Genomic DNA, 24,617 nt, shown 5'->3' with positions numbered 1-24,617 from the left:
GGCAAAGCCCACCTGGAACGGCCATCCCCGGGAATGGCCGTCCCCGGCCGCTGTTCTCGTCTGGACTGCGGACAACGGGGCGGGTGGACATGCGCATCCATCATCTGAACTGCGGGACGATGTGCCCGTTCGGCGGCTGGCTGATGGACGGCACCAGCCGCGGAGTGTCGGCCCATCTCGTCTGCCATTGCCTGCTGATCGAGACGGCGCAGGGGCTGGTGCTGGTCGACACCGGCTTCGGGCTGGGCGACGTCCGCCGGCCGCTGCCGCGGCTCAGCGCCTTCTTCCTGGCGCTCGACCGCATCCGCCTGCGCGAGGAGGACACGGCGCTGCGCGCGGTGGAGCGGCTGGGATTCCACGCCGCCGACGTGCGGCACATCGTGGTGACCCATCTGGACTTCGACCATGCCGGCGGGATCGAAGATTTCCCCAACGCCACCGTCCACGTCTTCGGCCGCGAGCTGGAGGCGGCGCGGACCCGGCGGCAGGGCTTTACCGGGTCGCGGCGCTACCGCCCGCTCCAGTGGGACGAGGGGGTGAACTGGCAGGCCTACGAGGCCGGCGGCGAGCCCTGGTTCGGCTTCGACGCGGTGCGCGACCTCAAGGGGCTGCCGCCGGACATCCTGCTGGTGCCGCTGGTCGGCCATACCTGGGGCCATTGCGGCGTCGCGGTGCGCGACGGCGGGGGCTGGCTGCTCCACGCCGGCGACGCCTATTTCTTCCATCGCGAGGTCGATCCCGACCGCCCCTGGTGCCCGCCGGGAGCACGGGCCTATCAGCGGATGATGGACAGCGACCGGGCCGCCCGTCTCGCCAACCAGGACAGGCTGCGCGGCCTCGTCCGCGACCATGGCGGCGAGGTCCGGCTGTTCTGCTCCCACGATCCGCAGGATCTCGCCCGCTTCGCCCGGCGCCCGGCCGAGGGGCCGGATCTCAGAAGTCGGAGCAGCGGCCCTTGAACTCCCAGTCGCCGTAGCGGGTCGGTTCCGGTCCCTTGGGTCCGCCGATCTCGCCCGGCTTCTGCTCCGGTCCCGTCAGGGTGCCGGCCGGCACGGCTTCGGCGGCGTCCTTGGCCGCAGGGTTCGGATCCGCCTGCGGATCGGCGGGCGGAGTGGTGGCGGGGGTGGGGGTCTTGTCGGTCATGGCAATCATATGGGACGGCGGGCGGGGGATTGCAGCGGCGGATCGCCGCCTTGAACGGGGTCTCCCGGCAAGCCCATATCATCGGTAACGCCCGGCGGGAAGACCCGCGCCGCGGGCGTGACGACGACGCAAGACGGACCATGACCAGCTATTTCAAGACCGCAGTCCTCCTCGCCGGCCTGACCGCCCTCTTCATGGGGGTCGGCTATCTGCTGGGCGGGAAGGGCGGGCTGATCGTCGCCTTCCTGGTGGCGATGGCGATGAACCTGTTCTCCTACTGGAACTCCGGCGACATGGTGCTGTCCATGTACGGGGCGCGGGAGGTCGACGGCTACACGGCCCCCGAATTCCACGCGATCGTGGCCCAGCTCGCCGAGCGCGCCGGCCTGCCCATGCCGCGCGTCTACATCATCGAGACCGACCAGCCCAACGCCTTCGCCACCGGCCGCGACCCGGAGCACGCCGCGGTCGCCGCGACCACCGGCCTGCTGCGCATGCTGACGCCCGAGCAGATCGCCGGCGTCATGGCGCACGAGCTGGCGCATGTGAAGAACCGCGACACCCTGATCATGACGGTGACGGCGACCATCGCCGGCGCCATCTCCATGCTCACCAACTTCGGCCTGTTCTTCGGCGGCGGCAGCAACGACGAACGCGGCGGCAGCCCGCTCGGCGTCGTCGGCGGCATCCTGGTGGCGATCCTCGCGCCGATCGCCGCGATGGTCGTCCAGATGGCGATCAGCCGCACCCGCGAGTTCGAGGCCGACCGCATCGGTGCCGAGATCTGCGGCCGTCCGCTCTGGCTGGCCGACGCGCTGGCCAGCATCCACGGCTACGCCAACCAGATCCCCAACCCGCAGGCCGAGGTGCATCCGGCGACCGCGCACCTGTTCATCGCCAACCCGTTGCATGGCCGCAGCTTCGCCGACCTGTTCTCCACCCACCCGTCGATGGAGGAGCGGGTCCACCGCCTGCAGGTGATGGCCGGCTCCGGCGGCGGCTTTGGCGGCGGTTGGGGCGGCGGCCGGGGTGGTGGTGGCTGGAATGGCGGCGGCAGCCGCAGCAGCGGCGGCTGGACCCGGCCCGGCGACGTTCCGCCGCAGCGCCCCCGCGGCCCCTGGGGCTGAGCCTTCCCGCCCGACGGGTTCCGTTCGATAGGGGTTGCGTGCCGGGGGATCGGTCGTCCATCCTCCGGCACAGCGCAACCCGAACGGATGGCAGGGAAGGTTCCATGTCCGACCACGAGAAGTACCGTCTCGTCACTCGCTCCGACTTCGACGGGCTGGTGTGCGCCGTGCTCCTGAAGGAGCTGGGCATCCTCGACGAGATCAAGTTCGTGCATCCCAAGGACATGCAGGACGGCAAGATCGAGATCACCGGCCGCGACATCACCACCAACCTGCCCTATGTCGAGGGCGCCCACCTCGTCTTCGACCACCACCTGTCGGAGACGGTGCGGGTCGGCCGGCGCGACAACCACGTCATCGACCCCGCCGCCCCTTCCGCCGCCCGCGTCGTCTACAATTACTACGGCGGCAAGCAGCGCTTCCCCACCATCTCCGACGAGATGATGGCGGCGGTCGACCAGGCCGACTCCGCCCGCTACAGCCGCGAGGACATCCTGGCCCCGCAAGGCTGGACCCTGCTGAACTTCATCATGGACGCGCGCACCGGGCTCGGCCGCTTCCGCGACTTCCGGGTGTCGAACTACCAGCTCATGATGGATCTGATCGACTACTGCCGGAACCATACCATCGAGCAGATCCTGGACCTGCCCGACGTGAAGGAGCGGGTGGAGCTCTACCAGCAGCACACCGGCTACTTCCTCGACCAGATCGACCGCTGCGCCACCCAGCGGGGCAACGTCGTCGTCCTCGACCTGCGGCGGGAGGAGACGATCTATGCCGGCAACCGCTTCATGATCTATGCGCTGTTCCCCCAGGCCAACGTGTCGATCCACGTGATGTGGGGGCTGAAGCAGCAGAACACCGTGCTCGCCTGCGGCAAGTCCATCCTGAACCGCAGCTCCCGCACCAACATCGGCCTGCTGATGCTGGAACAGGGCGGCGGCGGGCACGAGGCGGCCGGCACCTGCCAGGTGGACAACGACAAGGCCGACGCGGTACTGGAGGCGATCGTCGCCCGTATGCAAACGGACGGCTGACCGTTTCCTTTACAGCGTCCCCGGCAGGCTCCCGATGACCTTCGCGACCCGCAGCCTCTTCGACGAGGGCTGGCTGGCCCCCTTCACCCCCGATGTCACGGCCGCGGCGGCGGAGGCCGCCATCGCGGCGGCGGAGCTGGGGCTGGACCGGGCGCTGGCCGGGCTGCGTGCCGAGCTGGCCGTCCTGGCCGCCGGCGGCGAGGCGCGCTGGATCGGCCCGTTGCTGCGGGCGGAGACGGAGGAGTTCCCGCAGGCCGGCAAGGCCGCCTGGGCGGCGGTGGAGCACACGATGCGCGCCATCGCCTTCAAGCGGCGGGAGCTGATGCCGCATTTCCCCGGCCTGCTCGACCGGGTGGAGGCGGTGCACGAGGAGGCCTCCGCGCTGTGCGGCGAGGCGCGCTGGTCGCTGCTGGCGGCGCGCGCGCTCGCCGATCCCGGCGGCCCGTCCAGCCCGATCCAGGGCCACGGCACCCGCTATGTGAAGAGCGACCGCTACGACGCCCGCGCTCTGGCCGCCCTGCCGCCCGACGAGCGGGTGCGCGCCGACCGCACGCTGAAGCGGCTGGGCGGAAACCCGGTCCCGCCCGAACTCGACCTCCGCTCGCTGCCGGGCTACGAGGGCAGGCTGTGGACCATGAAGGCCGGCGGCCGCAACCGCTTCATCCTGCGCCTGGACCGCGACCGCAGGGGGCCGGTCTATGTGGTGGAGGACGTCGCGCTGGCGGCATGACGCTCCGTCGTGCCCTGCCGTGCGCACACGCCCCATCGACACCCGGCGTCAGGCGCGCTACATCCCCATCATGACCGAAACGACCATCGCCGCCCGCGGCGTCGCGCTCGACCTGCTGCGCGACGTGCTGCGCAAGTCCGTCCCCTTCGATGACGCCTTCGATGCGCATCCGGAGCTGTCGGGGCTCGATCCGCGCGACCGCAGCTTCGCCCGCCTGCTCGTCGCGACCGTGCTGCGGCGGCTGGGCCAGATCGATGCGCTGGTCCTGGCCTGCCTGACCAAGCCCGGGCTGCCCAAGGCGACGGTGCACGACATCCTGCGGCTCGGCACGGCGCAGCTCGTCTTCCTCGGCACGCCCGCCCATGCCGCGGTCGACACGGCGGTGGAGCTGGCGGAGGCGCGCGGCGCGGCGCCCTACAAGGGGCTGATCAACGCCGTGCTGCGCCGGATCGGGCGCGAGGGCAAGGCGATGGCCGACCAGCAGGACGCCGGGCGGCTGAACACGCCGGACTGGCTGTGGCTGTCCTGGCGCACCGCCTACGGCACCGGCCGCACCCGCGGCATCGTCGAGGCCCACCTGCACGAGGCGCCGCTGGACCTCACCGTCAAGGCCGATCCGGAGCTGTGGGCGGAGCGGCTGCAGGCCCGGCTGCTGCCCACCGGCACGCTGCGCCGTCCCTCCGGCGGGTCGATCACCGAGCTGCCGGGCTTCGCCGAAGGGGTGTGGTGGGTGCAGGATCTGGCCGCGTCGCTGCCCGCCAAGCTGTTCGGCGACCTGCGGGGCAGGCGCGTCTTCGACCTCTGTGCCGCGCCCGGCGGCAAGACCGCGCAGCTCGCCGCCCAGGGCGCGCGGGTGGTGGCGCTCGACCGGTCCGCCCGGCGGCTGGAGCGGGTGGCGGAGAACCTGTCCCGCCTGCATCTGGAGGCGGAGGTGCTGGCCGCCGACGCCGCGACCTGGACGGCGGAGGAGCCGGCCGACGCCGTGCTGCTCGACGCGCCCTGCTCGGCGACCGGCGCGATCCGCCGCCATCCCGACATCCTGCGCCTCAAGACCCCCGACGACATCGCCAAGCTCGCCCGTGCCCAGAGCCGGCTGCTCGCCCATGCGGTGGATCTGGTGAAGCCCGGCGGCACGCTGGTCTATTGCACCTGCTCCATCCAGCCGGAGGAGGGCGAGGCGCAGATCGACCGCCTGCTGTCCAGGGACGAGCGCGTCGAGCGTCACCCCGTCACGCCCGACGAACTGGGCGGCCTGACGGAGATCGTCAACGACCGCGGCGAGGTCCGCTCGCTGCCCGGCATGCTCGCCGACCTCGGCGGCGTCGACGGCTTCTTCGTCGCCCGCCTGCGCCGGAAGGCGGAGTAGGGCGCCCGCACACGGGGCGGTGCCGGGGCCGGGTCCGTTTCCGGCGATCGTTGCGGCCACCGGCGGGTGCGCCTAAACTCATTCCGTCGACCGCCGGAGTGTGCCCGGCCGAAGCGTGCCCGGATTGTGCATCATTTGCACACCAATGGTCCTGGGCGCATCGGCTCAACCCATTGTTCCGCATCGAGGATCGGCCGTCGCGGCAATTGTGCGGCGGAAACCGGCCGCACAATTGCCCAAGGCGGTGCCATGCCCGGGGCGGTCCTGCGGCCGGCCCGCCGCGACCTCACGGATCCTGGGTTGCGACCTCACGGTCGAAGGCGGCCAGCGCCTGCTCCAGGCGCCACTGCACGCGGGCCTTCTCGCTGCCGTCGAGGAAGGTCCGGCAGGCCGGCGGAACCTGGGCGGCGGGCGGGACGGCGCAGGCTTCGACCGGGCGTCCGCCGTCGCGCCACAGGCTGGCGCCGGGCAGGAAGCTGTACTCCAGGCTGTTGCGGGCCAGCGCGACGAGGTCGGCGTAGGTCAGGCCGAACTCGGTCACCGCCCGGCCCAGCTCGTGGGTCAGGTCGATGCGGCTGACGCCCTCGTCGTCGGTCGAGATGACGGTGGGGACGCCGGCGGCGCGGTAGACCGGGAAGGGGTGCGCCTTGCCGGCGACGCCGAGGATGACGTCGTTGCTGGTCAGGTTGATCTCCACCGCCACCTTGCGCTCGGCCATGGTGCGCAGCAGCGATTGGGGGTCGTCCTCGTACATCACGTCGACGCCGTGGCCGATGCGCCTGGCGCCGGCGACCTCCACCGCCTTGCGGATGTGGCTGCGCAGCTCCTCCGGCGGGACGAGACCGAGGGTGAGTTCGCCGGCATGCAGCGCCACGTTGGTCTGCGGCAGGCGGCGGCGGACCTCTGCGATCATCCGCATGTGCAGGTCATAGTCGGCGAGCGCCACCGGATAATCCTCCGGCGCCACGAAGTTCAGCCCGACCACCCGCGGATCGGCCTGGGCGAGCAGCGCGTTGAACAGGGTCTGGGCGAAGACCGGCCCCGGCGGCATGGTGCGCGTCACCTGCTGCAGGTAACGGACGGAGACGCCGCAGCCCGGCTTCGCCGCCGGGGTGCCGCAGCCGAGCAGGGCGCGCATGCGGGCCTCCGCCGAGTCGATGCCGGCGCGGGCCGTGGGGACCAGGGCGGCGAGCTTCGGCGTCAGCGCGTCGGCGGTGGCCGGCAGGTCGCCGGTCCAGGGGGTGGCGGTGCCGACCTTGCCGGCGTCGCCGGTGCCGAAGGACACCATCAGCTCGACATGCTGGACGCCCTGGCGCCCGGCGCGGTCCACCACCTCGGCCAGCAGCAGCCCGACGTCGTCGTTGGCGGCGCGGAAGCGGCCGAAGGTGACGAAGAACTGGTCATGTAGGCTGAAGCCCGACACCGGCAGCGCGTTGCGGGTGGACAGGGCGTTGACCACCTGGGCGTAGAGCGTCGGGTTGGTCTCCACCCCCTCCAGCGACACCTCCTTGTCGGCGGTCCTGCAGGGCGGCGGGGTCAGCGACTGGGTCGTCCGGGAGAAGCAGAGCTTGTTCGCCGCCGCGACCGCGACATAGGTCTCGGCATAGACGGCGCCGGTCAGGTGGCTGTGCAGGTCGGCCCCCTTGGGCATGCGGGCGAGGAAGGCGCGCAGCTCCGGCGGGCTGTGGCGCACCGCCTCCAGCCGCCGCGCCGCGGCCCCGCCGGCCGAGGCCGTGTCGTCCACCGCCGCGCCGCCGCCGGCGGTGGCGCAGCCACCCAGCAGGAGAAGCGCCAGCACGGAGCCGCGCAGCCCCCGTTCCGCCCGGCCGCGCCCCTTGCGGCCGCGAATCGTCATGCCGCGAATCGTCATGGTCCATCATCCCCCGGATACAGCCTTTACGGGAAACCATGGCGGCATAATCTCCCCGGTGCAATGGCGCAGATCGCCCGCCCGGCCCGAAACCGCCCGGAGGCCCCTGGAAAGGTTGCGCAATTCCCGCAATGGTGCGACGAAGAGTCTGCGATAGAGACCGTTCCCGACGCTCCGGAGCCGAAGCGATGTCCGATACCCAGCCCAGCCTGTCCGACGCCATCCGCCTGTTCCGGGCCAACGACCTGCCGGGGGCGGAGGCGGCCTGCCGGGCGCTGCTGGCGGCCGACCCGGACAACGCGGGGGCGCTCCACCTGCTGGGCCTCGTCGCCGCCCACACCGGCCACGCCGATGCGGCGCTCGACCTGTTCGCCCAGGCGATCGCCGAGGACGGCTCCGACCCCTCCTTCCACAACAGCCGCGGCAGCCTGCTCTTCCAGCTCGGCCGGGCCGGCGAGGCGGAGGAGGCGTTCCGCGCCGCCCTCGCCGTCAACGACCGGCTGCCGGAGCTGCACGGCAACCTCGGCAACGCGCTGAAGGCGCTCGCCCGGCTGGAGGAGGCGGAGGAGGCGTTCCGCGCCGCCCTGGCCCTCAAGGCCGAGGCGCCGGAGATGCACAACTTCCTCGCCGCCACCCTGCGCGACCTCGGCCGGCTGGAGGAGGCGCAGGGCCATCTCGCCCGGGCCCTGGAGCTGGCGCCCGACTATCTCGACGCCCGCTACAACCTGGCGGAGCTGCTCTCCACCCGCGGCCTGCTGGCCGAGGCGGAGGAGGCCTTCCGCATCGTGCTGGAGGCGGCTCCCCGCTTCATCCCGGCCCGCGTCGGGCTGGCGCACGTGCTGCAGAGCCTCGACCGCGCCAACGAGGCGATCGACGCCATCGAGGAGGCGCGGGCCATCGCCCCCGACCATCCGCTGGTCCAGTTCACCCGCCGGCTGATCTACTCCAACGCCGTGCCCGGCTGGCACCTGCCGATGATCAACGACTTCGAGCGCAACGACGCCTACGAGGCGGCGCTGAAGCGCGCGGTGAAGCCCGACTCGCTGGTGCTGGAGATCGGCACCGGCTCCGGCATCGTCGCCATGATGGCCGCCCGCGCCGGGGCGAAGCAGGTGGTGACCTGCGAGGTGAACCCCATCCTCGCCCGCGTCGCCAGGGAGACGGTGGCCAACAACGGCTACGGCGACCGCATCTCGGTGGTGCCGAAGCTGTCGACCCAGCTCGGCGTCGGCGAGGGCGGCGACCTGCCGGAGAAGGCCGACGTCTTCGTGTCCGAGCTGATCAACATCGGCATGCTCGCCCCCCGCATGCTCTCGGTCCTGCAGCATGCCCGCACCCATCTGGTGAAGCCCGACGGCGCCATCATCCCGCGCGCCTCCACCGTCCACGCCATGCTGGTGGAGACGCCGGAGCTGGCGCGCATCAACCCGGTCGGGCAGGTCGCCGGCTTCGACATGTCGACCTTCGACGTCTTCCGCTCCCCCGGCTATCAGCAGATCGACCTCGCCGCCGACGCCCATGTCCCGCTGTCGCAGAGCTTCGCGGCGCTCGACTTCGACTTCACGCGCAACATGCCGGAGACCGGCGAGCGCGAGATCGAGGTGACGGTCACCGCCGCCGGCACCTGCCACGGCATCGCCTTCTGGTTCGACCTCTTCATGGACGACGAGGTCGTCTATCACTCCGGCAGCCGGTCGCGGACCAACCACTGGAAGCAGGCGATGACCTTCCTCGACGCGCCGATCAAGGTGCTGCCGGGCGACCGGCTGCGCATCGTCGCCCGCTACGACAACAACCAGATCTCCTTCGGGGTCACCGGCGGCAGCGGCGACGGGATCATCGGCGGGTCGGTGGGATGAGCGGGAGGCCGGCCGCCCCCGACCGCCGCGCGGTTCTCTCCTGGTGCCTCTACGACTGGGCCAACTCCGCCTACAACACCATCATCACCACCTTCGTCTTCGCGGTCTATTTCGCCCGCGGCGTGGTCGGCGACCCGGTCGAGGGGCCGGCGCGCTGGAGTGCGGCCATGACGGTGGCGGGCGTCGCCATCGCGGTGCTGAGCCCGGTGCTCGGCGCCATCGCCGACCGCAGCGGCCGGCGCAAGCCCTGGCTCGCCCTGTTCACCGGCGTCACGGTCCTCTTCACCGCCGCCCTGTGGTGGGTCAGGCCCGACCCGGCCTTCGCCGGCTTCGCCCTGGTCTGCGTGGTGGTCGCGACCGTGGCCTTCGAACTCGGCAACGTCTTCTACAACGCCAGCCTGCCGGGGCTGGCACCGCCGGCCATGCTGGGCCGCATCTCCGGCTGGGGCTGGGGCGTCGGCTATCTCGGCGGGCTGGCCTGTCTCGTCATCGCGCTGTTCGGCTTCGTGAAGGCCGAGGCGCCGCTGTTCGGGCTGCTCGGGCTCGCCTGGGCCGACTGGGGCGAGCAGGCGAACATCCGCGCCACCGCCCTGCTGGCAGCCCTGTGGTACGGGCTGTTCGCCCTGCCGTTCTTCCTCTGGGTGCCGGACGAGCCGGCGAGCGGCCGGCCGCTGGGGCAGGCGGTGCGGGAGGGCCTCGCGACCCTTCGCCGCACGCTGGCCGAGGCGCGCTCCTACGGCGAGATCCTGCGCTACCTGATCGCCAGCGCCTTCTACCGCGACGGCATCAACACCATCACGCTGTTCGGCGGGCTGTTCGCCGCCGGGGCCTTCGGCATGAGCTTCGAGGAGATCGTGCTGTTCGCCATCGCGCTGAACGTGGTGGCCGGCGCCGGGGCCATCGGCTTCGCCTGGATGGACGACCGGGCCGGTGCCAAGCCGGTGATCCTGCTCAGCCTTGCCGCGATGACCGCCTTCGGCGTCCCGCTCCTGCTGGCGACCGACAAGGCGTGGTTCTGGGTGCTGGCGCTCGGCCTCGGCGTCTTCTTCGGGCCGGCGCAGGCGGCGGGGCGGTCGCTGATGGCCCGCCTCTCCCCGCCCGGCATGACGGGGGAGATGTTCGGGCTCTACAGCCTGACCGGCCGCTTCGTCGGCTTCTTCGGGCCGCTGGCCTTCTCGCTCGCCACCGCCGCCTTCGGGAGCCAGCGTGCGGGCATGGCGTCGGTCGTGGCTTTCTTTGTCGTCGGGTTTGGGCTTATGCTGACCGTGCGCGAGCCGGCGCATGGGCGGCATGCCGCCAGCACCTGAGATTTTCCGGCCCGCGACTGTTACCCTGGTTTTGCTGCGACGCACAATGGCCCGACAGGACCGTCGAGCAGAGGGGACACACGCACCATGCTGCACATCAAGGATATCGAGGCCTTCGCCCATATCAACGAGGCGCTCGCCGCCAACGACCCGGAGACGGATGACGCCCAGGGCAAGACGCCCGAGGGCGCCCACCGCCCGGCCGCCCATCCCGCCTTGATGATGGCGCTGGTCGCCACGGGCCGGCTGCCCGCCTCGGCTCTCGGCGCGGAGCTGCCGGGCGCGCTGTGGGGCGGAATGTTCCGGCCGCGCGGCTGACGCGGCGGCCTTCCCGATCCACACGCCGGCAAGCAGAAGCCCCTTCCCGGGTGAGGGAAGGGGCCTCCGCACGGTCCGTGCGCCCTGAACCGGCTCAGTGCCGGAAGTGGCGCATGCCGGTGAGGACCATCGCCAGACCCTTCTCGTCGGCGGCGGCGATGACCTCGTTGTCGCGGATCGAGCCGCCCGGCTGGATCACCGCCGTGACGCCGGCCTCGGCCGCGGCCAGCAGGCCGTCGGCGAACGGGAAGAAGGCGTCCGACGCGACGACCGAGCCCTTGGTCAGCGGCTCCGGCAGGCCGGCGGCCTTGGCGGCCTCGCCCGACTTGATGGCGGCGATGCGGGCCGAGTCGACGCGGCTCATCTGGCCGGCGCCGACGCCGACCGTGGCGCCGTTCCTGGCATAGACGATGGCGTTCGACTTGACGTGCTTCGCCACGCGGAAGGCGAACAGCAGGTCGGCCAGCTCCTGCGCGGTCGGGGCGCGCTTGGTCACCACCTTCAGCCCGGCCGGGTCGACGCGGCCGCTGTCGCGGTTCTGCAGCAGGAAGCCGCCGGACAGGTGCTTGATCATCATGCCGGGCGCCGCCGGGTCCGGCAGGTCGCGGGTCAGCAGGACGCGCAGGTTCTTCTTGGTGGCGAGCACGGCGCGGGCGGCCTCGTCGGCCTCCGGCGCGATCACCACCTCGGCGAAGAGCTTGGAGATCTCCTCGGCGGTCTCGGCGTCCAGCGTCCGGTTGACGGCGATGATGCCGCCGAAGGCGCTGACCGGATCGCAGAGCAGCGCCGCCTTGTAGGCCTCGAGGATCGAGGAGCCCTGGGCGACGCCGCAGGGGTTGGCGTGCTTGATGATGGCGACGGCCGGCTGCTCGAACTCGGCGACCAGCTCGAAGGCGGCGTCGGTGTCGTTCAGGTTGTTGTAGGACAGCTCCTTGCCCTGGAGCTGGACCGCGGTGGCGACGCCCGGCCGCGCCTCGCCGGTCACGTAGAAGGCGGCCTGCTGGTGCGGATTCTCGCCGTAGCGCAGGGTCTGCGCCAGGCTGCCCGACAGGGTGACGCGCGGCGGGAAGGTCTCGCCGAGCCGGCCGGCCAGCCAGGTGGAGATGGCGGCGTCATAGGCGGCGGTGCGGGCATAGGCGCGCTGGGCCAGCCGGCGGCGCAGCGCCAGCGTGGTGCAGCCGTCGTTGGTCGCCAGCTCGTCCATCACCGCCTCGTAGTCGGACGGCTCGGTGACGATGGTGACGAAGTCGTGGTTCTTGGCGGCGGCGCGGATCATCGCCGGCCCGCCGATGTCGATGTTCTCCACGCAGTCGTCGTAGGAGGCGCCCTTGGCGACCGTCGCTTCGAACGGGTAGAGGTTCACCACCACCAGGTCGATCGGCGGGATGTCGTGCTCGGCCATCGCGGCGGCATGGATGTCGCGGCGGGCGAGGATGCCGCCATGGACCCGCGGGTGCAGCGTCTTGACGCGGCCGTCCATGATCTCCGGAAAGCCGGTGTGGTCGGAGACCTCCTTGACCGGCACGCCGGCCTCGGCCAGCCGCTGGGCGGAGCCGCCGGTGGAGAGGATCTCGACGCCGCGGGCCGCGAGCGCCTTGCCGAGCTCGACCAGCCCCGCCTTGTCGGAGACGGAGATCAGGGCGCGGGTGATGCGGACCTTGTCGGGGGCGGGACCGTGGTTGGCTTTGGGCGGGCTCATGGCGTGATCCTGATCGCTGCAGTTGCTAGGACCGCGAGAGCGCGACGAAGACGAGGACGGACCGCGGAATAAGAAAAGCACGGACGAAGCCGGCTCTCCATCCGTGCGCATTCCTGGCCTGAACCCTGGTCTCCGCCCCCTTCATCCGCATTCGAACGGGCGTCTGCGCACGAACGGGGCCGGCCACCGCGGATGCGCGGGATCTACGCCGCCTTCCGCTCCCGGCGCAAGGCCCATTTGACCGTCAGCCCCTCGGGTCCGGTATGCCCGTTCATCACGATCTGCGTGCTGCGGCGCGGCTCGTCGCCGCTGCCCATGTAGATGCTCTCCTCCAGCTCCAGCAGGGCGCCGGTCGCCCGCATGCGCCAGCCGGCGCCGCCCGCCGTCCGCAGCAGGACCTGTGCCCCGCCCTGGATCAGCGAGGCCTGGACGCCGGGATGCAGGTGGAAGCGGATGGCGAAGGGCTGGCCGGTCGGGCTGGCGCCGATCACCGGCTCCAGCATGTCCTCGCCGCGCAGGTCCTCGCCGTTGTCGGCGAGGTAGACGCGCCGCCGGTGGATGAAGCCGAAGCCGCGGCTGTAGCCGTTGTGGGTGGCGACCACCAGCATGGCGCCGTCCGCCTCCTGCCGCTCGCAGCTCACATGCGAGGGGCGGCGGCCGAGCCCGCCCTCCTCCAGCACCTCGGCGGAGTTGGTGTCGGCGATCACCACGGTGGAGTGGGCGGCGGTGCCGGCCAGCGCCCGCCGCCAGGGGCCGGTGCGCGAGGGATGGCTGCCGCAATTGACGATCAGCCGCTCCTTGCCGACCGAGACCTCCATCGACAGGGTGCCGGCATGGGCCAGCTCGTCGAGGCCGGCCGGCGGCGGCGCCCCGGTGTCGAGCAGGACCAGCGTGCGGCCGGCGATCAGCCGCTCGAACCCGGTGTGCGGCGCGCTCTTCAGCGGCCGGCCGCGGGCGTCGGCCTGGGCCAGCACCGTGTCGACCAGCGCCGTCTCCTCCTCCCGCCCGCCGTTGAACAGGGCGAGCCCGCCGTCGCCGTGGCGGAAGAAGCGCAGCGCCGGCGTCATCCGGTCGATGGCGTGCTGCAGCGACTCCGGCACCTCGACCTTGGCGACCCGCAGCACGGCGCGGATGTCGATCAGGTCGCGCAGCACGCGGAGCTGGATGGAGGGGTTGCGCTCGACATGGCCGCCGTCCGGCAGGATCTGCCGCGGCAGCTCGCGCTCCAGCAGCTTCAGCGCCTCGTAGCCGGCCTTCTCGTGGTCGGGCAGGCAGAAGCCGCCATAGATCAGCCCCTTCAGCGCGGCGATCAGCTCCTCCCCGTCGAGCGGTCCGGGGGCGACGCGGGCGAGGTGGCGGACCTGCCGGGCGAGGCTGTCGAAGACCCGCGCCCGGAAATCGTCGTCCGCCGAGGCGCAGTAGAAGTCGTGAAGCCCGATCCAGTTGGCGATGCGCGCCCCCAGCACCGGCGGCGCCCAGCTCTGCGCGTTCCAGCCTCCGTTGTGGTCGAGCCAGGACCACACCAGCACGCGGGCCCGCCGCCGCGCCATGTCGCCGCCGACCGCCCGCAGGTCGCGCATCCAGTCGAAGCGGTGGAAATCGTCGATCCAGCGGCGGGTCGCCCCCTGGGGGCGCCAGCGCGGCTCCGCGGTCGGGTCGATGGCGATGGTCTGGCCGGCGAATCGCAGGACGCCGGCCAGCAGGGCGGATCCGTCGGTCGCGTCGCCCGGCCAGGGATCGGGAGGAACCACGGCCAGCGTCGTCGGCGCCCGTCCGCCCAGCATCAGCGCATAGAGCGGATTGCCGTAGGCGATCTGCGTCACGCCGTCCTTGATCCGTCCGAAGGTGCCGCGCACGCCCGACATCCCGCTCACCCCCGCCCGACGGGAAGGGAGGGAACGGCCGACGCTTCGACACGCGTGGGGTGGACTGCCGGATGTCCGGCGGCCTGCGGCTGGACGGTCAGGGACATGACTCGTGTGGTATCAATTCGCTGCGACCGCCGCAAGCAACCGCTTCGCTCGGCCCGCCGCAATCGCCTCCGGTTTCCGGCGGGCAGGGGATGACGGGTGGGGAGCGGCGGAGAGGGACCGGGCGCCGTTCAGCACGTTGTGCAGCGTTCTTCCCGTGCACAATGGGGTGCAGGCGGACCTTTCGGTGCAAGGTCAAGGAGTTGGCAGGTCCGTTCGCATGCCTCCATTGTGCGGCCGGCGCCCAACGGCCGCGGCGAACCGGCGGCGCAGGCGGGACCGCGGCGCGGGGGGATGGGCATGGCGGTGCGGATGATGGCCGCAGGGTAGCGGAAAGCCGCAAACGAAACAAGAACGTTACGGCGTTCCCCCGCTTTCCCCCAGGTGCCGATGCTGCTCACCCTGCGGTGAGGCCGCGGAGCTGGCGGTTGGCGACGGCGAGCATGGCGAGGTCGACGGCCGGCTGGGTGCGCAGCTCCGACAGGAGCTGCTCCACCCGCTCGACCACCGGGCGGCGCTGGGCGATCCAGCCCTCCACCGGGTCCTCGCCCCCCGCCTCCAGCACCCGCACCGTCAGGGCCGTCTGGTGCGCGAACAGGTCGTCGATGATCGCCCCCACCGCCTGCTTCTGCCAGTGGTTGTCCACCTTGGCGCTCGCCGCCCGGTCGCGCAGCCACTCCAGGCCGAAGCGCCGGCCCAGGCCGTAATAGACCGACCCCACCGCCTCGACCGCCCGGCCCGTCCGCCCGGCGATCCGCACCAGGTCCGGCGCCGCCGCCAGAACCGGAAGCGCCGCCAGACGCCGCGCCAGATCCTCCGGCACCCCCTGCCCGGTCGAGGACGCCACCCGCGCCGCCAGACGCCCCGCCTCCTCGGCGTCGAGGAAGCCGTCGAGACCCGCCAGCAGGGCCTCCACCCCCGGACGGTAGGCCGCCGTCTCCGCCGCGATGTCCAGCGGGTGCCCGGCATGCGCCAGGAACCAGTTCACCGCCCGCTCCATCAGATGCACCGTCTCCAGGACCAGCCCCGTCTGCAGCGCCGCCGGGACCAGCGTGTCCAGCGCGTCGATCCCCGCCCACAGCGCCCGCAGACCGTAGACGTCGCGCACGATGGTGTAGGCCCGCGCCACGTCCGCCGGACCCATGCCCGTCTTCTCCACCGTCTCCTTCACGAAGGTCGGCCCCAGCCGGTTGACCAGGCTGTTGGTCACCGAGCTCGCCACGATCTCCCGCCGCAGCCGGTGCCGCGCGATCGCCTCGCCATGGCGCTGCTGCAGCGGCTGCGGGAAGTAGCGCAGCAGGTCCTCCGCCATGAAGGGATCGTCCGGCAGGTCCGAGGCCAGCAGCTCGTCGTACAGCGTGATCTTGGCATAGGCCAGCAGCACCGCCAGCTCCGGCCGCGTCAGGCCGCGGCGGTCGGCCATGCGCGCCGCCAGCTCCTCCTCGTCCGGCAGATACTCGATGGCCCGGTTGAGCCGCCCCGCCTTCTCCAGCGAACGGATGAAGCGCGCCTGCGCCTCCAGCAGGTCGGCCCCCTGCGCCTGCGCCACGCTGATCGCCTGGGTCTGGCGGTAGTTGTCGGCCAGCACCAGACCGGCCACCTCGTCGGTCATCCCGGCCAGCAGCCGGTCGCGCTGCTTGGTCGTCATGTCGCCGCGCCCGACCACGTCGCCCAGCAGGATCTTGATGTTCACCTCGTGGTCGGAGGTGTCGACGCCGGCCGAGTTGTCGATGGCGTCGGTGTTCAGCCGCACCCCGGCCAGCGCCGCCTCGATGCGGCCGCGCTGGGTGACGCCGAGGTTGGCGCCCTCGCCGACCACCCGGGCGCGGATGTCGCGCCCGTCGATGCGCAGCGCGTCGTTGGCCTTGTCGCCCGCCTCCGCCTGGCTCTCGCCGCTCGCCTTGACGTAGGTGCCGATGCCGCCGAACCACAGCAGGTCGACCGGGGCGGCGAGCAGCCGGCGCATCAGCTCGGCCGGCGCGATGCTGGTCGCCTCGATGGCGAAGCGGGCGCGCACCTCCGCCGTCAGCTCCACCGTCTTGGCCGTGCGCTCGACGATCATGCCGCCCCTGGACAGCAGCGCCCGGTCGTAGTCGGCCCAGGAGGAGCGCGGCAGGTCGAACAGCCGCTTGCGCTCGGCCCAGCTCGCCGCCGGGTCGGGATCGGGGTCGAGGAAGATGTGGCGGTGGTCGAAGGCGGCGAGCAGGCGGATGTGGCGCGACAGCAGCATGCCGTTGCCGAAGACGTCGCCCGACATGTCGCCGACGCCGACCACGGTGAAGCCGGTGGTCTGGATGTCGGTGCCGAGTTCGCGGAAGTGGCGCTTCACGCTCTCCCAGGCGCCGCGGGCGGTGATGCCCATCCTCTTGTGGTCGTAGCCGGCCGAGCCGCCCGACGCGAAGGCGTCGCCGAGCCAGAAGCCGTAGTCGAGCGAGACGGCGTTGGCGATGTCGGAGAAGGTCGCGGTGCCCTTGTCGGCCGCCACCACCAGATAGGGGTCGTCGCCGTCGTGGCGCACCAGGTCGGGCGGCGGCAGCACGCGCCCCTCGGCGTCGAGCGTGTCGGTGAGGTCGAGCAGGCCGCGCATCAGCGTCTTGTAGCACTCGATGCCCTCGGCGAGCTGCGCCTCGCGGCCGGCCGCCGCGGGCGGCGGGCGCTTGACGACGAAGCCGCCCTTGGAGCCGACCGGGACGATGACGGTGTTCTTGACCATCTGGGCCTTCATCAGCCCGAGGATCTCGGTGCGGAAGTCCTCGCGGCGGTCGGACCAGCGGATGCCGCCGCGCGCCACCCTGCCGCCGCGCAGATGCACGCCCTCCATGCGCGGGCTGTAGACGAAGACCTCGACCCAGGGGCGCGGCAGCGGCAGCTCCTCCACCGCGCGGCTGTCGAGCTTGAGCGAGAGGTAGGGCTTGGGCTGGCCGTCGGGGCCGCGCTGGAAGGCGTTGGTGCGCAGGGTGGCGCGCACCAGGTTGACGAAGCGCCGCAGGATGCGGTCCTCGTCGAGGTTGCCCACCGCGTCCAGCGCCGCGTCGATGGCGGCGAGCAGCGCCGCCTCGTCCCCGCCGGCCACATCCTCGCCGGCCACATCCCCCCTGTTTGGCGCGAAGCGGGCGTGGAAGAGGCGGACGATGAGGCGGGTGGTGCGGGGATGGGCGGCCAGGGTGGCCTCGACGGTGTCCTGGGCGTAGGCGAAGCGGGCCTGGCGCAGGTACTTGGCGTAGGCGCGCAGCACGGTGACGGCGCGGGCGTCGAGGCCGGCGCGCAGGATCAGGCGGTTGAAGCCGTCATCCTCCATGCGGCCGTCCCACACCGCGGCGAAGGCCTCCTGGAAGGTCTGCTTGATACGCGCCGGGTCGACGGCGGCGTCGGCGGGGGCGGCGGGGGCGTCGCTGGTCCCGGCCGCGCCGACCGGGGCGCCGCTCTGGGTGCGGGCGGTGAAGTCGTGGATCCAGACGCCGTCGGCGGCCCCGGCGGGGGTGACCTCGTAGGGCTGCTCGGTGACGATCTTGAGGTCCATGTGCTCGAGCATGGGCAGCACGTCGGAGAGCGGCACCGGGCGACCGGGGTGGTAGATCTTGACGTGCAGCTCGTCGGGCTCGGCCTCGAGCGGGCGGAAGAGCGCGATGGCGAGGCGGCGGGAGGCCAACGTCTGCTCGATGCGGTCGATGTCGTGCAGCGCGGTCTCGGCGGTGAAGGCGTCGCGGTAGCCGACCGGGAAGGCGTCGGCGTAGCGGCGCAGCAGGGCGGCGCCGGTCTCCTCGCCGTGCGCCTCGATCAGCGCGTCCTTGAGGCGGTCGCCCCAGCCGCGCGCCGCCTGGACCAGCCGCGCCTCCAGCTCCGCCACGTCGACCGCCGGCACATGCCCCGGCTCGGTCCGGATGATCACGTGCAGACGCGCCAGCGTGCTGTCCGAGAGCTGGGTGAAATAGGAGGTGCAGGTGCCGTTGTAGGCCGCCTCCAGAAGGGCCTGCAGGCGGCGGCGCAGGTTGGTCTCGTACCGGTCGCGCGGGACGTAGATCAGGCAGGAGACGAAGCGTTCGAACGGGTCGCGCCGGACGAACAGGGCGAGGCGCTGGCGTTCCTGCAGGTGCAGGATGCCGAGCGCACTGTCGAACAGCTCGTCGGCGCCGACCTGGAACAGCTCGTCGCGCGGATAGGTCTCCAGGATGTTGAGCAGCGCCTTGCCGTCGTGCCCCTGCGGGTCGAAGCCGGCGCGTTCCATCACCGCTGCCACCTTGCGGCGCAGGAACGGGATCTTGCGCGGACTGCGGTTGTAGGCGCCGGAGGTGAACAGGCCGGTCAGCAGCCGTTCGCCGACGATCCGGCCATCGGCGTCGAAGCGCTTGATCAGGATGACGTCCAGCGTCACCGCGCGGTGGACCGGCGAGTCGCGGTTGCCCTTGGACACCATGACGACGCGCGGGGTGCGCAGGAACTCGCGCACGTCGGGCGGCAGGGCGGCGAAGTTGCGCAGGCCGTCGAAGACGGTCACCGTGTCGTCGCGCAGGATGCCGAGGCCGCTGCCCTCCACCAGGGCCAGCGCCAGTTCGCCGCGGCCGGTCTCGGTGAAGCGGTACTCGCGGTATCCCAGATAGGTGAAGTGGTCGTCGTCGATCCAGCGCAGGAACTCCTCGGCCTCCTGCACCTCGTCGGCGGGAAGGGAGCGGCCGGCGGCCTCCTCCTCCTCCATGGCGGCGCGCACGCGGTCGCGCATCGCCGGCCAGTCCTGCACGGCGGCGCGCACGTCGGCCAGCACGCGCTCCAGCCCGTCGCGGATGCCGGCCAGCACCTCCGCCCCGCTGACGGTGCCGACCTCGACATGCATGAAGGATTCGCGGGCCGTCCCTCCTTCGCCGGGATCGGGGGCGCCGGGATCGGGGGCACCGGGATCGGGGCGCCGGGATCGGCGGCGTCCGGCCGCGAGGCGTCGGGCAGGGCAGGGTCGGCCAGCGCGGTGAGCTGCCCGGCGGCATCGCGGGCGACGCGGACGACGGGATGGATCACCAGATGGACGGTCAGGCCGCGGCGGTTCAGCTCCGCCGTCACGGAATCGACCAGGAAGGGCATGTCGTCGTTGACGATCTCCACCACCGTCCGGTTCGACTGCCAGCCATGCTCCTCCATCCGGGGATTGTAGACGCGCACGCGCGCCTTGCCCGGCTGGCGCTGCTGGCCCCACTGCCACATGGCAAGCGCCGCCCCGTAGAGCTGTTCCGAGGAGGCCTGCAGGATGTCGTCCGGCGGGACGTTGGCGTAGAACTGCCGCACGAAGCGCTCCGCCGTCCGGGCCCGGGCGCGGTCCAGCCGGTCGCGCACCTGCCGCACGATGTCCTCGGTGAGTTCGTCCTTGAGCTGTTCCGCCCGCAGAGCCATCGCCCGCTTCCTTCCCCTGTCGGTCCTGGTGCCGGCCTTGGGCGGCCGGTCAAGCTAAGGGTAGTCGATCCGGACCGGACGGCAACCGGCCCGGCGCCGGCGATCCGGCCGCAACCCCAAAGAAACCGGTATTCCGGGCCATGGCGGGTGCGCGGCGGACGGTGCGACGATCACGCAAATGCATAAAAGTTGAATGACCGACAATACGGGAGTATTTTCTGCCGTGGCGCGACGGCCACGCGCAACCACTGGGATCCGCATGTCCTCACATGATGCCCGGCCCGATGGGGCCAGCCCGAACCAGCCCGCCGCGACTCCGCCCGGCAAGCCCCCCTGAAGATCCTGGTCGTCGATCCGGACCCCGCCCTGCTGGCGATGGCGCGCGAGGCGCTGGACGGTTACAGCCTGGACGGCGCCGGGCTGTCCTTCCTTGCCGCGGCCTCCGCCGCCGAGGCGCGCGAGCTGCTGTACCAGAACCCCGACACCGCCATCCTGCTGCTGGAGCTGGCGCTGGAGGACGAGGGGGCCGGGCTGGGGTTGGTCCGCCACATCCGCAGCGAGCTGGGCAACCAGCGCACCGTCATCATCGTCTGCACCGGCCGCCCCGACCTGGTGCCGGAGCAGGCGGCGGTGGAGGAGCACGAGGCCAGCGACTATCGCACCAAGGACGCGCTGACCCCGCGCACGCTGCGCACCGCGGTGATCGGGCATCTGCGCGCCTTCGCCAGCCAGCAGGCGCTGGCGGCCGGGCGCAAGGGGCTGGCCAGGATGCTGGTGGCGACCACCGGCCTGCTGGAGATGCGCACCCCCGACGTGCTGTTCCCAACATCCTGCCGCGCGTCGTCGGGCTGCTCGGCATCGGCCACCATGCGCTGCTGTGCATCCAGGGCGACACGCTGCCGCGCGACCGCAAGTTCCGCGTGCGCGCCTCCACCGGCCGCTTCGCGCGATGGAAGGACGTCGAGGTCTCGGAACTCGGCGAGCCGCGGGTCGAGGCGGCGATGGAGCGGTTGTCGCCGAGCAGCGAGACGATCGTCGAGCCGGACTACTGCGCGCTCCGCCTGCGGGCCAACGGCGGCATCACCGGCATGATCTACGTCGAGGGGCGCAACGACGGCACGGCGCGCGAATGGCAGCTTCTGGAGCTGTTCCGCAACAAATGCTCCATCGCCTTCGAGAACGCCCTGCTGATCGAGGAGCTGAACACCTCGCAGAAGGCGACGGTGCTCGCCATGGCCTCGCTCGCCGAATACAAGGACAATGCCGCGGCCGGCCACCTGCACCGCATCGAGAGGCTGGTGGGGGAGATCGCGCGCGAGCTGCTGCGCCGCGGCCGCTTCTCCGACGAGCTGGACGGGGATTATGTGGAGAAGGTCGGGCTGGCCAGCCTGCTGCACGACGTCGGCATGCTGAGCGTGTCGGACGAGACGCTGGGGGTGCCGGGCGAGCTGGCCTCCAACGACATGCAGATGATCCAGCGCCACACCGAGATCGGCCACCGCATCCTGGCGGAGGCGGCGGTGCCGCTGCGCGGCCGGTCGCTGCTGTCCATCGCGGCGGAGATCGCGCGCTACCACCACGAGCGCTATGACGGCTCGGGCTATCTGGAGGGGCTGCGCGGCGACGCCATCCCGATCGGTGCCCGCATCATGGCGGTGGCCGACGTGTTCGACGCGCTGATCACCCCCCGCCAGTACCGCGACGCCTGGAGCGTCGAGCAGGCCATCTCCTGGGTCACCGGCCGGGCCGGCAAGGATTTCGACCCGGTGGTGGTCGAGGCCTTCGTCGAGGTGGTGCGCCGCTTCCAGGCCGAGGATCCCGGCTGGTTCCCCAAGCCCGGCAACGGCGGCCCCGGCATGCTGGGCGGCCTGATCGGGCGCAAGCTGCGCGCCCTGTTCGGCCGCCGGGCCGAGATGATGTGAGACGATGAGGTGAGACCGGGGGGCGGGGGCTAAAGCTCGATCCCGCCCGCCTTCAGGTACTTCGCGAGGTCCAGCACCTCGACGGTCGTGGCGCCGTCGCGGATGCGGGCGACCATCTCGTCCTCCATCCGGTCGCGGTCGCGCGCCTTCTCCAGCACGGCGGCCGCCTCGGCCAGCGGGACGACCACGACGCCGTCGTCGTCGCCCACCACGATGTCGCCGGGATTGACCAGCACCGAGCCGCAGACCACGGGGGTGGCGAGGTCGGGGTCGGGATCGTCTTGGTGGTGCCCTTCATGTTGGTGCCGCGGGCGAAGACCGGGAAGCCCATCCTGCGGATCTGCGCCGCATCGCGCACACAGCCGTCGATCACCAGCCCGGCGAGCCCGCGGCCGAGCGCGGCGGCGGTCAGCACGTCGCCCCAGGGGCCGGCCTCGGTGTTGCCGTGGAAATCCACCACCAGAACGTCGCCCGGCCGGCAGATCGCCATGGCGGCATGGACCATCAGGTTGTCGCCCGGCGCGCAGCGGACGGTCAGCGCCGGCCCGCAGACCGTCATGCCGGCATAGAGCGGCTTGATCGGGAAGGACATGGCGCCGCGCTTGCCCATCGCCTCATGCAGGGTGGCGGCGGCCTGGCCGCGGTAGGCCTCCAGCAGGGCGGCGTCGGGACGGGGAAAGTCGCGGTTCACGGTCATGGCGTCTGGGGCCTTCGCTGCGCACGCCGACGCGACCAGGAACGGGAGAGCCGTCCGGCCGCGTGCGGGGTCGGCGGGAGAGACTCCCGCCGGTTGATGTTTTGTGACAGTGATACACGGAATGGCGTGTGACGCCAATGGCGGAGCGTCCCTGTCCGGGCCGGTCCCGACAGGGAGACCCCTTGCCGGCTACTCCCTGAAGGCGACCTCGCGCGTGCGGCGCACCGACGGGATCAGGACGAGCACCAGCAGCACCGCGGCGACGGCCAGCAGGCCGGCGCTGATCGGCCGGGTGGCGAACACCGTCAGGTCGCCCTGCGAGAGCAGCAGGGCGCGGCCCAGATTCTCCTCCAGCAGGGGGCCGAGCACGAAGCCGAGCAGGAGCGGCGCCGGCTCGAACTCCAGCTTGCGCAGCAGGTAGCCGAAGACGCCGAAGACGGCCATCGTCACCACGTCGAACACCTCGTTCTTCAGGCTGTAGGTGCCGATGCAGCAGAAGACGAGGATCGCCGGGAAGAGATAGACGTAGGGCACCCGCAGCAGCCGCACCCACAGCCCGATCAGCGGCAGGTTCAGCACCACCAGCATCACGTTCCCGACGAGCATGCTGGCGATCATGCCCCAGAACAGGTCCGGCTGCTTGGTCATGATCTGCGGGCCGGGGGTGATGCCATGGATCATCATCGCCCCGATCATCAGCGCCATCACCGCGTTGGACGGGATGCCGAGGCTGAGCATGGGGATGAAGCTGGCCTGGGCGCCGGCATTGTTCGCCGCCTCCGGCCCGGCCACGCCCTGGATGGCGCCGCGGCCGAAGCGGCCGGGATCGCGCGCCACGCGCTTTTCCAGGGCATAGGCGGCGAAGGCGCTGAGCGTGGCGCCGCCGCCCGGCAGGATGCCGAGCAGGGCGCCCAGCCCGGTGCCGCGCACGGCGGCCGGCCACGCCTCGCGGAAATCCTGCAGGCTGGGCCACAACCGGTGGATGGGGGCCGGGGCGATGCCCTTGCCCTCCGTCTCCTCCAGGTTGAGGACGATCTCGGCGAGGCCGAACAGGCCCATCGCCAGCGGCACGAAATCCAGCCCGTCATAGAGCTGCGGAATGCCGAAGGTGAAGCGCATCTGGCCGGAGCTGACGTCGGTGCCGACCATCGACAGCAGAAGCCCGACCAGGATCATCGCCACCGCCTTGACCACCGAGCCATGGGCCAGGGTGACCGCCCCGATCAGCCCCAGCACCATCAGCGCCACATACTCCGCCGGCCCGAAGGCGAGCGCCATCCCGGCCAGCGGCGGGCCGGCGACCGCGATCACCAGGATCGTCACGACGCCGGCGAACAGCGAGGAGAGCGCCGCCACGGCAAGCGCCACGCCGCCGCGCCCCTCGCGCGCCATGGCATGCCCGTCGAGGCAGGTCATGACCGAGGAGGATTCGCCCGGCAGCTTCACCAGGATGGCGGTGGTCGAGCCGCCATACTGGGCGCCGTAGAAGATGCCGGCCAGCATGATCAGCGCGCCGACCGGCGGCAGGTAGAAGGTGATCGGCAGCAGGAGCGCCACCGTCGCCACCGGCCCGATTCCCGGGAGCACGCCGATCAGCGTGCCGATCAGGGCGCCGGCGAAGCAATAGAACAGGTTGGCGGGCAGGGCGGCGACCGCCAGCCCGTGCAGCAGGTTCGCGAAGATGTCGGTCATGGCCAGATCGGCAGCGGCAGGCCGAGCCCCCAGGAAAAGAGCGCCACGCAGCTCGTGGCAAGGACGGCCCACAGCATGGCCAGCGGAACCGGGCGCAGCGGCCGGCCCGCCAGCCCGCCGATGACGATCAGGGCGAGGATCGCCAGCACCAGCCCGATCCGGTCGAGCAGGGCGGCGAAGCTGAGCACCGATGCGGTGATCGCGGCGACCGGCCGCCACGCCCAGCCCGATCCGGTCCCGTCGGTGGCGGCGAGCGCCCCGGCCAGCGTCGCCAGCCCGGTGGCGAGCAGCAGGACGCAGATCAGGCGGGGAAAGAAGCCGGCCTGCACCATGGCCAGCGTTCCCGTTTCCCAATCCCGGCCGATCCACAGCCCGGCAAGCGCGATGGCACTGATGAGAAAGGCCGCGGCAAGCTCCCGCGGCGACCGCACGCGCACAGGCGGCGATCGGGTGATATGTGTCATGGCAGGTCTGGGACGATCATGAAGTTGATCCGGTCAAGCC

The 24,617-nt window shown here is 71.8% G+C and carries 18 protein-coding genes and 1 pseudogene; 9 read left to right on the top strand and 10 right to left on the bottom strand.

The window, feature by feature from the left end; all coding sequences use genetic code 11:
• Positions 1-89: 89 nt before the first annotated feature.
• Positions 90-959, top strand: a complete 870-nt coding sequence (locus tag DEW08_RS17125; RefSeq protein WP_109329933.1) for an MBL fold metallo-hydrolase — start codon at positions 90-92, stop codon at positions 957-959.
• Here the strand turns inward: DEW08_RS17125 and DEW08_RS17120 are convergent.
• Entirely contained in the window at positions 934-1,143 is a 210-nt protein-coding gene (locus DEW08_RS17120; RefSeq protein ID WP_109329931.1) for a DUF1674 domain-containing protein, read from the bottom strand. The genes DEW08_RS17125 and DEW08_RS17120 overlap by 26 nt on opposite strands.
• Positions 1,144-1,283: 140 nt before the next feature.
• Between DEW08_RS17120 and htpX the strand changes: the two genes are divergently transcribed.
• The 4 genes from htpX to rsmB all read left to right on the top strand — a co-directional run bounded on the left by htpX (position 1,284) and on the right by rsmB (position 5,403).
• Entirely contained in the window at positions 1,284-2,270 is a 987-nt protein-coding gene (htpX, locus tag DEW08_RS17115; protein WP_109329123.1) for a zinc metalloprotease HtpX, read from the top strand.
• A 104-nt stretch (positions 2,271-2,374) separates the two neighbouring features.
• Complete coding sequence (locus DEW08_RS17110; RefSeq protein ID WP_109329121.1) at positions 2,375-3,307, top strand: exopolyphosphatase; 933 nt, start codon at positions 2,375-2,377, stop codon at positions 3,305-3,307.
• Positions 3,308-3,341: 34 nt separating this feature from the next.
• Positions 3,342-4,037 (top strand): hypothetical protein, encoded by a 696-nt coding sequence (locus DEW08_RS17105; RefSeq protein ID WP_109329119.1) that lies wholly within the window; start codon positions 3,342-3,344, stop codon positions 4,035-4,037.
• A 70-nt stretch (positions 4,038-4,107) separates the two neighbouring features.
• Positions 4,108-5,403: a 16S rRNA (cytosine(967)-C(5))-methyltransferase RsmB gene (gene rsmB / locus DEW08_RS17100; RefSeq protein WP_109329929.1), complete on the top strand. Its 1,296-nt coding sequence runs from the start codon at positions 4,108-4,110 to the stop codon at positions 5,401-5,403.
• 286 nt (positions 5,404-5,689) lie between these two features.
• On the opposite strand, the gene DEW08_RS17095 is transcribed toward rsmB, so the two are convergent.
• Positions 5,690-7,273: an adenosine deaminase family protein gene (locus tag DEW08_RS17095; RefSeq protein WP_245986364.1), complete on the bottom strand. Its 1,584-nt coding sequence runs from the start codon at positions 7,271-7,273 to the stop codon at positions 5,690-5,692.
• Between the two features lie 188 nt (positions 7,274-7,461).
• Between DEW08_RS17095 and DEW08_RS17090 the strand changes: the two genes are divergently transcribed.
• From DEW08_RS17090 to DEW08_RS17080, 3 genes are all read left to right on the top strand, one after another.
• Positions 7,462-9,132: a tetratricopeptide repeat protein gene (locus DEW08_RS17090; protein WP_109329115.1), complete on the top strand. Its 1,671-nt coding sequence runs from the start codon at positions 7,462-7,464 to the stop codon at positions 9,130-9,132.
• Positions 9,129-10,439 carry an MFS transporter gene (locus tag DEW08_RS17085; RefSeq protein WP_109329113.1) on the top strand — a complete coding sequence of 437 codons (1,311 nt, stop codon included), beginning with the start codon at positions 9,129-9,131 and terminating at the stop codon, positions 10,437-10,439. Before DEW08_RS17090 ends, DEW08_RS17085 begins: the two co-directional genes overlap by 4 nt.
• 87 nt (positions 10,440-10,526) lie before the next feature.
• On the top strand, positions 10,527-10,757 hold the full coding sequence (locus DEW08_RS17080) for a hypothetical protein (protein ID WP_109329111.1): 231 nt from the start codon (positions 10,527-10,529) through the stop codon (positions 10,755-10,757).
• Between the two features lie 94 nt (positions 10,758-10,851).
• Here DEW08_RS17080 and purH read toward each other — a convergent pair whose 3' ends face one another.
• From purH to DEW08_RS33530, 4 genes are all read right to left on the bottom strand, one after another.
• Positions 10,852-12,456, bottom strand: a complete 1,605-nt coding sequence (purH, locus tag DEW08_RS17075; protein WP_109329109.1) for a bifunctional phosphoribosylaminoimidazolecarboxamide formyltransferase/IMP cyclohydrolase — start codon at positions 12,454-12,456, stop codon at positions 10,852-10,854.
• 203 nt (positions 12,457-12,659) lie between these two features.
• The gene (locus tag DEW08_RS17070) at positions 12,660-14,321 is read right to left on the bottom strand and encodes a heparinase II/III family protein (protein WP_109329107.1); all 1,662 of its coding nucleotides are present in this window, start codon (positions 14,319-14,321) and stop codon (positions 12,660-12,662) included.
• Between the two features lie 502 nt (positions 14,322-14,823).
• Positions 14,824-18,651 carry an NAD-glutamate dehydrogenase gene (locus DEW08_RS17065; protein WP_342760777.1) on the bottom strand — a complete coding sequence of 1,276 codons (3,828 nt, stop codon included), beginning with the start codon at positions 18,649-18,651 and terminating at the stop codon, positions 14,824-14,826.
• 266 nt (positions 18,652-18,917) lie between these two features.
• Positions 18,918-19,802, bottom strand: coding sequence for a hypothetical protein (locus DEW08_RS33530; RefSeq protein WP_342760753.1), 885 nt, complete (start codon positions 19,800-19,802; stop codon positions 18,918-18,920).
• A gap of 269 nt (positions 19,803-20,071) precedes the next feature.
• Between DEW08_RS33530 and DEW08_RS17060 the strand changes: the two genes are divergently transcribed.
• Positions 20,072-21,724: an HD domain-containing phosphohydrolase gene (locus DEW08_RS17060; protein WP_342760752.1), complete on the top strand. Its 1,653-nt coding sequence runs from the start codon at positions 20,072-20,074 to the stop codon at positions 21,722-21,724.
• A gap of 29 nt (positions 21,725-21,753) precedes the next feature.
• Here the strand turns inward: DEW08_RS17060 and DEW08_RS33840 are convergent, their stop codons facing one another.
• From DEW08_RS33840 to DEW08_RS17045, 4 genes and pseudogenes are all read right to left on the bottom strand, one after another.
• Positions 21,754-21,960, bottom strand: coding sequence for a hypothetical protein (locus tag DEW08_RS33840; RefSeq protein ID WP_425429104.1), 207 nt, complete (start codon positions 21,958-21,960; stop codon positions 21,754-21,756).
• Positions 21,961-22,064: 104 nt separating this feature from the next.
• Positions 22,065-22,316: pseudogene (locus DEW08_RS33835) on the bottom strand (RraA family protein); the annotation flags it as partial.
• A 294-nt stretch (positions 22,317-22,610) separates the two neighbouring features.
• A complete protein-coding gene (locus DEW08_RS17050) occupies positions 22,611-24,113 on the bottom strand; it encodes a tripartite tricarboxylate transporter permease (RefSeq protein WP_109329105.1) in 1,503 nt (500 codons plus the stop codon).
• Positions 24,110-24,577: a tripartite tricarboxylate transporter TctB family protein gene (locus DEW08_RS17045; RefSeq protein ID WP_109329103.1), complete on the bottom strand. Its 468-nt coding sequence runs from the start codon at positions 24,575-24,577 to the stop codon at positions 24,110-24,112. The genes DEW08_RS17050 and DEW08_RS17045 overlap by 4 nt, the downstream gene beginning before the upstream one ends.
• Between the last annotated feature and the right edge of the window lie 40 nt (positions 24,578-24,617).

It is taken from the genome of Azospirillum thermophilum (assembly GCF_003130795.1).
In the GTDB taxonomy this organism is placed as follows: Bacteria; Pseudomonadota; Alphaproteobacteria; order Azospirillales; family Azospirillaceae; genus Azospirillum; species Azospirillum thermophilum.
Note: the sequence above shows the minus strand (reverse complement) of the source record. Positions and strands in the feature narration are given on the sequence as shown.

Coding starts and splice junctions, on each gene's coding strand:
- DEW08_RS17125 (WP_109329933.1), top strand. CDS start 90: ATGCGCATCCATCATCTGAACTGCGGGACGATGTGCCCGTTCGGCGGC.
- DEW08_RS17120 (WP_109329931.1), bottom strand. CDS start 1,143: ATGACCGACAAGACCCCCACCCCCGCCACCACTCCGCCCGCCGATCCG.
- htpX (WP_109329123.1), top strand. CDS start 1,284: ATGACCAGCTATTTCAAGACCGCAGTCCTCCTCGCCGGCCTGACCGCC.
- DEW08_RS17110 (WP_109329121.1), top strand. CDS start 2,375: ATGTCCGACCACGAGAAGTACCGTCTCGTCACTCGCTCCGACTTCGAC.
- DEW08_RS17105 (WP_109329119.1), top strand. CDS start 3,342: ATGACCTTCGCGACCCGCAGCCTCTTCGACGAGGGCTGGCTGGCCCCC.
- rsmB (WP_109329929.1), top strand. CDS start 4,108: ATGACCGAAACGACCATCGCCGCCCGCGGCGTCGCGCTCGACCTGCTG.
- DEW08_RS17095 (WP_245986364.1), bottom strand. CDS start 7,273: ATGACGATTCGCGGCATGACGATTCGCGGCCGCAAGGGGCGCGGCCGG.
- DEW08_RS17090 (WP_109329115.1), top strand. CDS start 7,462: ATGTCCGATACCCAGCCCAGCCTGTCCGACGCCATCCGCCTGTTCCGG.
- DEW08_RS17085 (WP_109329113.1), top strand. CDS start 9,129: ATGAGCGGGAGGCCGGCCGCCCCCGACCGCCGCGCGGTTCTCTCCTGG.
- DEW08_RS17080 (WP_109329111.1), top strand. CDS start 10,527: ATGCTGCACATCAAGGATATCGAGGCCTTCGCCCATATCAACGAGGCG.
- purH (WP_109329109.1), bottom strand. CDS start 12,456: ATGAGCCCGCCCAAAGCCAACCACGGTCCCGCCCCCGACAAGGTCCGC.
- DEW08_RS17070 (WP_109329107.1), bottom strand. CDS start 14,321: ATGTCGGGCGTGCGCGGCACCTTCGGACGGATCAAGGACGGCGTGACG.
- DEW08_RS17065 (WP_342760777.1), bottom strand. CDS start 18,651: ATGGAACGCGCCGGCTTCGACCCGCAGGGGCACGACGGCAAGGCGCTG.
- DEW08_RS33530 (WP_342760753.1), bottom strand. CDS start 19,802: ATGGCTCTGCGGGCGGAACAGCTCAAGGACGAACTCACCGAGGACATC.
- DEW08_RS17060 (WP_342760752.1), top strand. CDS start 20,072: ATGATGCCCGGCCCGATGGGGCCAGCCCGAACCAGCCCGCCGCGACTC.
- DEW08_RS17050 (WP_109329105.1), bottom strand. CDS start 24,113: ATGACCGACATCTTCGCGAACCTGCTGCACGGGCTGGCGGTCGCCGCC.
- DEW08_RS17045 (WP_109329103.1), bottom strand. CDS start 24,577: ATGACACATATCACCCGATCGCCGCCTGTGCGCGTGCGGTCGCCGCGG.